Genomic DNA, 11285 nt, shown 5'->3' on the forward strand with positions numbered 1-11285 from the left:
ATGAGCAGGCCATTGCGCATCGCCCTGATCGCCGGCGAAGCGTCCGGGGACATTCTCGGCGCCGGTTTGATGCAGGCACTCAAGGTTCGGCACCCGCAGGTCGAGTTCATCGGCGTCGGCGGGCCGCGGATGATCGCCGAAGGGCTGAATTCCTATTTCCCCATGGAGCGCCTGGCGGTGATGGGCCTGGTCGAGGTGCTGGGGCGCCTGGCCGAACTGCTGGCGCGTCGTCGACGCCTGGTAGCCACGCTGATCGAGCAGCGCCCGGACGTCGTGATCGGCATCGATGCGCCGGACTTCAACCTCGGCCTGGAGCTCAGGCTGCGTCGTGCCGGGATTGGTACCGTGCACTACGTCAGCCCGTCGGTGTGGGCCTGGCGGCAGAAGCGGGTGTTCAAGATCCGTGATGCCTGCGACCTGATGCTCACGCTGTTCCCCTTCGAGGCGTGTTTCTACACCGAACACCAGGTTCCGGTGCATTTCGTCGGTCATCCGCTGGCCGATGCGATTCCTCTCGAAGTCGACCGCGGCGCGGCACGGCGGGCACTGGGGCTTCCCCTGGAAGCGCCGGTCATCGCGCTGCTGCCCGGTAGCCGCGGCGGTGAAGTCGGGCGGCTTGGCGGGCTGTTCCTCGATACCGCACAGCGCCTGTTGGCCAGCCGTCCCGACCTGCGCTTCGTGCTGCCCTGCGCCAGCCCCGAGCGGCGCGCGCAGCTCGAGCAGATGCTGGTCGGGCGCGATCTGCCGCTGAGCCTGCTCGATGGTCAGTCCCACGAGGCGCTCGGCGCCTGCGACGCGGTGCTGATCGCCTCGGGCACCGCGACCCTCGAGGCGCTGCTGTGCAAGCGGCCGATGGTGGTGGCTTACAAGGTGGCGCCGTTGACCTATCGAATCCTCAGCCGGCTGGTCAAGAGTCCCTACGTGTCTCTGCCCAACCTGCTCGCCGGTCGCCTGCTGGTGCCCGAGCTGCTGCAGGATGCGGCGACACCCGAAGCGCTGGCCTCCGAGCTGCTGCCGTTGCTGGGCGGCTACGAGGTGCAGACCGAAAGCTTCGACGCCATTCACCGCACGCTGCGTCGCGATGCCTCGGCCGAGGCGGCGAGTGCGGTGTTGCAACTGGTGGAGCGCCGCTGATGCAGATGGGCCTGGATTTCAGCCTGGTGGAAGAGCTGGTCGCCGGTGTCGACGAAGTCGGCCGCGGCCCGCTATGTGGCGCGGTGGTGACCGCCGCGGTGATCCTCGATCCGGCGCGGCCTATCCTCGGTCTGAACGACTCGAAGAAACTCAGCGAGGCCCGTCGCGAGCGGCTCTTCGACGAGATCCGCGAGAAGGCGCTGGCCTGGTGCATCGGCCGCGCCGAGGTGGAGGAGATCGATTCCCTGAACATTCTCCACGCCACCATGCTGGCCATGCAGCGCGCGGTCGAAGGCCTCGGCATCAAGCCGAAGCTGGCGCTGATCGACGGCAATCGCTGCCCGAAACTCGGCGTGCCCAGCGCCGCGGTGGTTCAGGGCGACTCCAAGGTGCCGGCGATCGCCGCCGCTTCGATCCTGGCCAAGGTCAGCCGAGACCGTGAAATGGGCGTGCTCGAGCAACAGTACCCCGGATACGGCTTCGCCGCGCACAAGGGCTACGCCACCGCCGAACACCTGGAGGCGTTGCGTCGCCTGGGGCCGACGCCGATCCACCGGCGCTCCTTCGCGCCGGTGCGCGAAGCCTGGCTGGCCATCGAGGCGCAGACCAGCGAGCAGGTTCCCTCGTTCTTCTGAGCGCGTTCCGCGCCGTCCCGCCGGTTCGTCGCCCGCCTCCAGATGCCTCCCCGCACCGGGCAAAACCGTTACAATCCCACCCCTGTTTTTTGCCCCGCTGAAGGTTTCCGCCATGCCCGCTTCGTTTGTCCACCTGCGCCTGCATACCGAGTTTTCCCTGGTGGATGGGCTGGTTCGGGTCAAGCCGCTGGTCAAGGCGGTGGCGGGCAAGGGCATGCCGGCGGTGGCGGTCACCGACCAGAACAACATGTGTTCGCTGGTGAAGTTCTACAAGGCGGCGATGGGGGCGGGCATCAAGCCGATCTGCGGCGCGGACATCTGGATGGCCAGCCGCCACGAGGACGGCCCGCTGACCCGGCTGACGCTGCTGGCGATGAACCCCAAGGGTTACCGCAATCTCACCGAGCTGGTTTCACGCGGCTGGACCGATGGCCAGAGCAACGACATGGTGATCATCCAGCGCGACTGGGTGAAGGAAGCTGCCGAAGGGCTGATCGCGCTGTCCGGCTCCAAGGAAGGCGAGATCGGCCTGGCGCTGCTCGCCGGTGACGAGCGCGAAGCGGATGCGCTGCTCGCCGAATGGCAGGCGGTGTTCCCCGAGCGTTTCTACCTGGAGATCCAGCGCACCAGCCGGGTCAACGACGAGGAGCACCTGCACGCCGCCGTGGCCCTCGCCGAGCGCGGCGGTGCCTCGCTGGTGGCGACCAACGACGTGCGCTTCATCAAGCAGGAGGACTTCGAGGCCCACGAAACCCGCGTGTGCATCGGCGAAGGCCGTGGCCTCGACGATCCGCGCCGGCAGCGCAACTATTCGGACCAGCAGTACCTGAAGAGCCCGGAGGAAATGGCCGAGCTGTTCAGCGACCTGCCCGAGGCGCTGGAAAACACCGTCGAGATCGCCAAGCGCTGCAACATCGAGGTGCAGCTGGGCAAGTACTTCCTGCCCAACTTCCCGGTGCCGGACGGCATGACCATGGACGAGTACTTCCGCAAGGTCTCCTTCGACGGCCTCGACGAGCGCCTGGAAGTGCTGCTGCCCAAGGACACCCCGGATTACGACGCGAAGAAGCAGGTCTACATCGACCGGCTGAATTTCGAGCTGGATATCATCATCCAGATGGGCTTCCCCGGTTACTTCCTGATCGTCATGGACTTCATCCAGTGGGCCAAGCGCAACGGCGTGCCGGTGGGCCCGGGGCGTGGATCGGGTGCCGGTTCGCTGGTCGCCTACGTGCAGAAGATCACCGACCTCGACCCGCTGGCCTACGACCTGCTGTTCGAGCGCTTCCTCAACCCCGAGCGGGTCTCCATGCCCGACTTCGACGTTGACTTCTGCATGGACGGCCGCGACCGGGTGATCGACTACGTCGCCGAGAAATACGGGCGCAACGCGGTGAGCCAGATCATCACCTTCGGCACCATGGCGGCCAAGGCGGTGGTGCGCGACGTGGCGCGGGTGCAGGGCAAGTCCTACGGCCTGGCCGACCGCCTGTCGAAGATGATCCCCTTCGAGGTCGGCATGACCCTGGAGAAGGCCTACGAGATGGAGGAGCCGCTGCGCGACTTCCTCAAGGTCGACGAAGAGGCGGCGGAAATCTGGGAGATGTCGCTCAAGCTCGAGGGCATCTGCCGCGGCACCGGCAAGCACGCCGGTGGCGTGGTCATCGCGCCGACCAAGCTCACCGACTTCTCGCCGATCGCCTGCGACGAGGAGGGCGGCGGCCTGGTGACTCAGTTCGACAAGGACGACGTTGAGCAGGCCGGCCTGGTCAAGTTCGACTTCCTCGGCCTGCGCACCCTGACCATCATCAAGTGGGCGCTGGAGACGATTCACCGCGAGCAGCGGCGCAAGGGCGTGGCCGAGCAGGATCTGGTCAACATCGACTTCATCCCGCTGGACGACAAGGCCACCTACGCGATGCTGCAGAAGGCTGAGACCACGGCCGTGTTCCAGCTCGAATCGCGCGGCATGAAGGAGCTGATCAAGAAGCTCAAGCCGGACTGCCTGGAAGACATGATCGCCCTGGTGGCGCTGTTCCGCCCCGGCCCGCTGCAGTCGGGCATGGTGGACGACTTCATCAACCGCAAGCACGGCCGCGAGCCGCTTTCCTACCCGCACCCGGATTATCAGTACGCGGGCCTGGAACCCGTGCTCAAGCCCACCTACGGCATCATCCTGTACCAGGAACAGGTGATGCAGATCGCCCAGGTGATGGCCGGCTACACGCTCGGCGGTGCCGACATGCTGCGCCGCGCGATGGGCAAGAAGAAGCCCGAGGAAATGGCCAAGCAGCGCGGCGGCTTCATCGAAGGCTGCGCGCGCAACAACATCGACGCCAACCTCGCCGGCAACATCTTCGACCTGGTGGAGAAGTTCGCCGGCTACGGCTTCAACAAATCCCACTCGGCCGCCTACGGGCTGGTCTCCTACCAGACCGCCTGGCTCAAGGCGCATCACCCGTCGCCGTTCATGGCCGCCGTGCTCTCGGCGGACATGCACAACACCGAGAAGGTCGTGACCCTGATCGAAGAGTGCCGCAGCATGAAGCTGCGCATTCTCGCGCCGGACGTGAACAACTCCGAGTTCAAGTTCACCGTGGATGACGACGGCCGCATCGTCTATGGCCTGGGCGCCATCAAGGGCGTCGGCGAAGGTCCGGTGGAAGCGATTTCCGAATGCCGCAGCGAAGGCGGGCCGTTCACCGACCTGTTCGACTTCTGCGCCCGCGTCGACCTCAAGCGCATCAACAAGCGCACCCTCGAAGCGCTGATCCGTGGCGGCGCGCTGGACCGCCTGGGGCCGTACTTCTTCGAGGAGCCCAAGGCCTACCAGGCCAACATCGACCGCAATCGCGCGGTGTTGCTGGCGGCGATGGAAGAGGCGGTGCAGGCCGCCGAGCAGACCGCGCGCAGCCACGACAGCGGGCACATGGATCTGTTCGGCGGGCTGTTCTCCGAGCCGGAGGCGGACGTCTACGGCAACCACCGCAACGCCAGGGAGCTGTCGCTCAAGGAACGTCTGCGCGGCGAGAAGGAGACCCTCGGGCTCTATCTCACCGGCCACCCGATCGACGAGTACGAAGACGAGGTGCGGCGTTTCGCCCGCCAGCGCATCGTCGAGCTGAAGCCGGCGCGCGACACCCAGACCGTCGCCGGGCTGATCGTCGCGTTGCGCGTGATGAAGAACAAGAAGGGCGACAAGATGGGCTTCATCACCCTCGACGACCGCTCCGGCCGCATCGAGGCCTCGCTGTTCGCCGAAGCCTTCAACACTGCCAGCGCGCTGTTGCAGACCGATGCGCTGGTAGTGGTCGAGGGCGAAGTCAGCAACGACGACTTCTCCGGCGGCCTGCGCCTGCGCGCCAAACGCGTGATGAGCCTCGAGGAGGCGCGTACCGGGCTGGCCGACAGCCTGCGGGTCAAGGTCGCCGCCGACGCGCTCAAGGGCGATCGCCTGCGCTGGCTGGCCGACCTGTGCGGACGCCACCGCGGCTCCTGCCCGATCACCATGGACTACACCGGCAGCGAGGCGCGCGCCCTGTTGCAGTTCGGCGAAAGCTGGCGAATCGAGCCGGCGGACAACTTGATCCAGGCATTGCGTGACCAGTTCGGGCGCGACAACGTCTTCCTGCACTACCGTTGACCGCAGGAGTCCAACTCCTGCGCCCAACTCGACCCGGAGCGCCCGATCCCGTAAGGTAGGGCGCCAAAAACGGAACAGCTTCTCGGCCGCCTGGCCGTCGACGCATGACGGATGCCTATGAACCCGAACTTTCTCGATTTCGAACAGCCGATCGCCGACTTGCAAGCCAAGATCGAAGAACTGCGCCTGGTCGGTAACGACAATTCGCTGAACATCGGCGACGAAATTGCCCGCCTGCAGGACAAGAGCGAATCGCTCACCGAAAGCATCTTCGGCAACCTCAGCAGTTGGCAGATCGCCCAACTCGCCCGCCATCCGAAGCGTCCTTACACGCTCGACTACATCGAACACGTGTTCAGCGAGTTCGACGAGCTGCACGGCGACCGCCACTTCTCAGACGATGCCGCCATCGTCGGCGGTGTAGCCCGCCTGAACGACGCTCCGGTGATGGTCATCGGCCACCAGAAGGGCCGCGAAGTGCGCGAGAAGGTCCGCCGCAACTTCGGCATGCCGCGCCCCGAGGGCTACCGCAAGGCTTGCCGCCTGATGGAAATGGCCGAGCGCTTCAAGATGCCGATCCTGACCTTCATCGACACGCCCGGCGCCTACCCCGGGATCGATGCCGAAGAGCGCAACCAGAGCGAGGCAATCGCCTGGAACCTGCGCGTGATGGCGCGGCTGAAGACACCGATCATCGCCACGGTCATCGGCGAGGGCGGTTCCGGCGGCGCGCTGGCCATCGGCGTCTGCGACCAGCTGAACATGCTGCAATATTCGACCTACGCGGTGATCTCGCCGGAAGGCTGCGCCTCGATCCTCTGGAAGACCGCCGAGAAGGCCCCCGACGCCGCCGAGGCCATGGGTATCACCGCCGAGCGCCTGAAAGGCCTGGGCATCGTCGACAAGGTGATCGGCGAGCCGCTGGGCGGCGCGCACCGCAATCCGGCCGCCATGGGCGCCAACCTGCGTGACACGCTGACCGAGCAACTGGCGTTCCTCAAGGACATGGACCAGGACGCGTTGCTCGAGCGCCGTTACGCGCGCCTGATGAGCTACGGCGTCGCCTGACGCCCGTTTCCGGCGAGGCGTCCGCTGAAGCGGGCGCGCCGCCGGGCAGGTCTTTCGCCCGTCCGGGCCGGCTCCCCTTCGAGGCCGCCAGCATGAACCTCGAAACCCGTCTCCTCGCTGTCCTCGCGCCCTGGCGCTCCGCTCCGGCGTGGCAAGTGGCATTCTCCGGCGGGCTCGATTCCAGCGTTCTTCTGCACCTGCTCGCCCGGCTCGCCGAGCGCGAGGCATTGCCGGCGCTTTCCGCCATCCACGTCCACCACGGCCTGCAGACGGCGGCCGACGCCTGGCCCGTGCATTGTCAGGCGTTCTGCTCGGCGCTCGGTGTCGCACTGCGGATCAGCCGGGTGCAGGTCGATTCCCGCGCCAGCCTCGAGCGCGCCGCCCGCGAGGCGCGTTACCGGGTGTTCGCCGAGGGCCTGGGCGAGGGTGAAGTCCTGTTGGTGGCGCAGCATCGCGACGACCAGGCGGAAACCCTGCTGCTGCGCCTGCTGCGTGGCGCCGGCGTGCGCGGCCTGGCGGCGATGCCGGCCAGCCGCGCGCTAGGTCGCGGGCAACTGGTGCGCCCGCTGCTGGAGGTTCCGCGTCGCGAGCTGGAGGCCTACGCCCGGCAGCACGGGCTGAACTGGATAGAAGACCCGAGCAACGCCGACGGCCGCTTCGCGCGCAATCACCTGCGCCATGCGGTCTTTCCGCAATTCGACGGGCATTGGCCGCAGGCGGTGCAGAACCTGGCGCGCAGCGCCGTGCACCTGCGCGAGGCCCAGGGGTTGCTCGACGAGCGGGCCATCGAAGACCTCGAGGCCGCAAAAAGCCCCGCGCCTTTCGCCTGGCTGACGCTGCCCTCGATGGCGCTGGCGCCCCTGCTGGCATTGTCGCCGGCGCGCCAGCGCAACGCGTTGCGTCACTGGCTGGCGCCGCTGACACCGCTGCCGGACAGCGATCACTGGGCCGGCTGGGAAGACCTCTGCGGCGCCGCGCTGGACGCGTCACCGGTCTGGCGCCTGGGCGGCGGCGAGCTGCATCGCGCTGCGGGACGCATCTGGTGGCTGTCCGGGGACTGGTTGCGGGTTCCCCTCGAACCGCCGGCGTGGAACGATCCCTCGACGCCGCTGCAACTGCCCGGGAACGGCTGCCTCGAATGGCGCGCAGAAGCGCCGTGCGGCCCGCTCCGGGTACGTTATCGCCAGGGTGGCGAGCGCCTGGAACTGCCCGGCCGAGGGCATCGCGACCTCAAGCGGCTGCTCAACGAAATGGCGCTGCCGGCGTTCGTGCGCGGGCGTTTGCCGCTGCTCTATCGTGGCGACGAACTGCTCGCGGTGGCGAACCTGCCGGCCCTCGCGCCGCGCGCTTCGCAGGGTGGCGAGCTGATCTGGAGGCTACCGACGAGCGACCAAGGTTTGAGCTGATAGGGGCTTTCCGGTAGACTACGCTCCCGTCTTATACAGCTTCTGTGCGCCTCCCTCGGAGTTCGCAGAAGTTGGCCATTGCCGCCTCGTGCGCAATCGCTCTTCGCTCCCCTTCGGCGGTTTACCGCCTGAACGCAGACTTCTAGGATCTTTCATGACGCGCTACATCTTCGTCACGGGTGGTGTTGTTTCTTCATTGGGGAAAGGCATCGCTTCGGCTTCATTGGCGGCCATCCTGGAGGCGCGGGGCCTGAAGGTCACCATGCTCAAGCTGGACCCCTACATCAACGTCGATCCGGGCACCATGAGCCCGTTCCAGCACGGTGAGGTGTTCGTCACCCACGACGGCGCCGAGACCGACCTCGACCTGGGCCACTACGAGCGGTTCATCCGCACTACGATGACCCAGAACAACAACTTCACCACCGGCCGCGTCTACGAGGACGTGCTGCGTCGCGAGCGTCGCGGCGACTACCTCGGCGCGACCATCCAGGTGATTCCGCACATCACCGACGAGATCAAGCGGCGCATCATCAAGGGCGCCGGCGATGCCGACGTGGCGATGGTCGAGATCGGCGGTACGGTGGGCGACATCGAATCGCAGCCGTTCCTCGAGGCGATCCGCCAGTTGCGCGTCGAGGTCGGCGCCAAGCGCGCGATGCTGATGCACCTGACCCTGGTGCCCTACATCGCCACCGCCGGCGAGACCAAGACCAAGCCGACCCAGCACTCGGTGAAGGAGCTGCGCTCCATCGGCCTGCAGCCGGACGTGCTGATCTGCCGCTCCGACCATCCGGTGGACGTGTCGTCGCGGCGCAAGATCGCTCTGTTCACCAACGTCGAAGAGCGCGCGGTGATCGGCCTGGAAGACGTGGACACCATCTACAAGATTCCCGCGGTGCTGCACGCCCAGGGCCTGGACGACTTCGTCGTCGAGCGTTTCGGCCTGCAGTGCGGCCCGGCCGACCTGTCCGAGTGGGACCGCGTCGTCGACGCCAAGCTGCACCCGGAAAACGAAGTGACCATCGCCATGGTCGGCAAGTACATGGAGCTGCTGGACGCCTACAAGTCGCTGATCGAGGCGCTGAGCCACGCCGGTATCCAGAGCCGCACCAAGGTCAACCTGCGCTACATCGATTCCGAAGACATCGAGAACCAGGGCACCGGCCTGCTCGAAGGCGTCGATGCCATCCTGGTTCCGGGCGGCTTCGGTCTGCGCGGCGTGGAAGGCAAGATCGCCACCGTCAAATACGCCCGCGAGAACAAGATTCCCTACCTCGGCATCTGCCTGGGCATGCAGGTCGCGGTGATCGAGTTCGCCCGTGACGTGCTGGGCTGGAGCGACGCCAACTCCACCGAGTTCGACAAGGCCTCGGGGCATCCGGTGGTCGGCCTGATCACCGAATGGGAAGACGCCGCTGGCGGCGTCGAAGTCCGCAGCGAATCCTCCGACCTCGGCGGCACCATGCGTCTGGGCGCCCAGGAGTGCCAGCTCGAGAGCGGCTCGCTGGTCCACGACTGCTACGGCAAGGACGTGATCGTCGAGCGTCATCGCCATCGCTACGAAGTGAACAACAACCTGCTGCCGCAACTGATCGAGGCCGGCCTGAAGATCACCGGCCGCTCCGGCGACGGCGCGCTGGTGGAGGTGGTCGAGGCGCCGGATCACCCGTGGTTCGTCGCCTGCCAGTTCCACCCCGAGTTCACCTCCACCCCGCGTGACGGCCACCCGCTGTTCAGCGGCTTCGTGAATGCCGCGCTGGCGCAGAAGGCCCGTAAAGCATGAGCCAGAAGATCATCCGCGTCGGCAACATCGAGATCGCCAACGACAAGCCTTTCGTGCTGTTCGGCGGCATCAACGTGCTCGAATCCCGCGACCTGGCGATGAAGACCTGCGAGGAATACGTGCGGGTCACCGAGAAGCTCGGCATTCCCTACGTGTTCAAGGCCAGCTTCGACAAGGCCAACCGCTCCTCCGTCACCTCGTTCCGCGGCCCCGGCCTGGACGAGGGCATGAAGATCTTCGAGGACGTGAAGAAGGCTTTCGGCGTGCCGGTGATCACCGACGTTCACGAGCCGTATCAAGCGCAGCCGGTGGCGGACGTGTGCGACATCATCCAGCTGCCGGCCTTCCTCTCGCGGCAGACCGATCTGGTGGTGGCGATGGCCAAGACCGGCGCGGTGATCAACATCAAGAAGGCCCAGTTCCTCGCCCCGCAGGAAATGAAGCACATCCTCGCCAAGTGCGAAGAGGCTGGTAACGACCAGTTGATCCTCTGCGAGCGCGGTTCCAGCTTCGGCTACAACAACCTGGTCGTCGACATGCTCGGCTTCGGCATCATGAAGTCCTTCGAGTACCCGGTGTTCTTCGACGTCACCCACGCCCTGCAGATGCCGGGCGGGCGGGCCGATTCGGCGGGCGGGCGTCGCGCGCAGGTCACCGACCTGGCCAAGGCCGGTCTCAGCCAGGGCCTCGCCGGATTGTTCCTCGAAGCGCATCCGGACCCGGATCACGCCAAGTGCGACGGTCCCTGCGCACTGCGCCTGGACAAGCTCGAGCCGTTCCTCACCCAGCTCAAGCAGCTGGATGATCTGATCAAGCGCTTCGCCCCCATCGAAACGGCCTGAATTTTCCGTGCGCGCGGCGATCTAAACGCCGCCGCGCAGGTCTTTAGGATTCTCAGCCGCGTTTTCGTCAACTTCTGGAGTTACAAGAATGGCAAAGATCGTCGACATCAAGGGACGTGAAGTCCTCGACTCCCGTGGCAACCCCACCGTGGAAGCCGATGTGATCCTGGACAACGGTATCGTCGGCCGCGCCTGCGCGCCGTCGGGCGCTTCCACCGGATCGCGCGAAGCGCTGGAACTGCGTGACGGCGACAAGAGCCGTTACCTGGGCAAGGGCGTGCTCAAGGCCGTGGACAACATCAACGGGCCGATCCGCAGCCTGCTGCTGGGCAAGGACCCGGTCGAACAGGCCGCGCTGGACCGCGCGATGATCGAACTGGACGGTACCGAGAACAAGGCCAAGCTGGGCGCCAACGCGATCCTCGCCGTCTCCCTGGCCGCCGCCAAGGCCGCCGCCGAGGACCAGGACCTGCCACTCTACGCGCACATCGCCAACCTCAACGGGACCCCGGGCGTCTACTCGATGCCGGTGCCGATGATGAACATCATCAACGGCGGCGAGCACGCCGATAACAACGTCGACATCCAGGAATTCATGGTCCAGCCGGTCGGCGCCAAGACCTTCGCCGACGCGCTGCGCATGGGCGCGGAAATCTTCCATCACCTCAAGGCCGTGCTGAAAGCCCGTGGCCTGAGCACCGCGGTGGGCGACGAGGGCGGCTTCGCGCCGAACCTGGAATCCAACGAAGCGGCGCTGTCGGCCATCGCCGA

General features: G+C 66.4%; 8 protein-coding genes. All 8 read left to right on the top strand.

What is annotated here, in order from left to right:
- The gene (gene lpxB, locus B3E91_RS07895; protein WP_287028974.1) at positions 1-1134 is read left to right on the top strand and encodes a lipid-A-disaccharide synthase; all 1134 of its coding nucleotides are present in this window, start codon (positions 1-3) and stop codon (positions 1132-1134) included.
- Positions 1134-1769, top strand: a complete 636-nt coding sequence (rnhB, locus tag B3E91_RS07900) for a ribonuclease HII (protein ID WP_273231758.1) — start codon at positions 1134-1136, stop codon at positions 1767-1769. Before lpxB ends, rnhB begins: the two co-directional genes overlap by 1 nt.
- 112 nt (positions 1770-1881) lie before the next feature.
- Positions 1882-5412: a DNA polymerase III subunit alpha gene (gene dnaE, locus B3E91_RS07905; RefSeq protein ID WP_287028975.1), complete on the top strand. Its 3531-nt coding sequence runs from the start codon at positions 1882-1884 to the stop codon at positions 5410-5412.
- A 117-nt stretch (positions 5413-5529) separates the two neighbouring features.
- Positions 5530-6480: an acetyl-CoA carboxylase carboxyltransferase subunit alpha gene (locus B3E91_RS07910; protein ID WP_287028976.1), complete on the top strand. Its 951-nt coding sequence runs from the start codon at positions 5530-5532 to the stop codon at positions 6478-6480.
- A 92-nt stretch (positions 6481-6572) separates the two neighbouring features.
- Positions 6573-7886, top strand: coding sequence for a tRNA lysidine(34) synthetase TilS (tilS, locus tag B3E91_RS07915; RefSeq protein WP_287028977.1), 1314 nt, complete (start codon positions 6573-6575; stop codon positions 7884-7886).
- A 154-nt stretch (positions 7887-8040) separates the two neighbouring features.
- Positions 8041-9672 (top strand): CTP synthase, encoded by a 1632-nt coding sequence (locus B3E91_RS07920; protein WP_287028978.1) that lies wholly within the window; start codon positions 8041-8043, stop codon positions 9670-9672.
- The gene (gene kdsA / locus B3E91_RS07925; protein ID WP_090226674.1) at positions 9669-10514 is read left to right on the top strand and encodes a 3-deoxy-8-phosphooctulonate synthase; all 846 of its coding nucleotides are present in this window, start codon (positions 9669-9671) and stop codon (positions 10512-10514) included. The genes B3E91_RS07920 and kdsA overlap by 4 nt, the downstream gene beginning before the upstream one ends.
- Before the next feature lie 88 nt (positions 10515-10602).
- Positions 10603-11285, top strand: a 683-nt coding sequence (gene eno / locus B3E91_RS07930) for a phosphopyruvate hydratase (protein ID WP_414708214.1), incomplete at its 3' end; no start/stop codon positions are given.

This window comes from Pseudomonas sp. UBA6310, from assembly GCF_002438225.1.
GTDB lineage: Bacteria > Pseudomonadota > Gammaproteobacteria > Pseudomonadales > Pseudomonadaceae > Pseudomonas_O > Pseudomonas_O kuykendallii.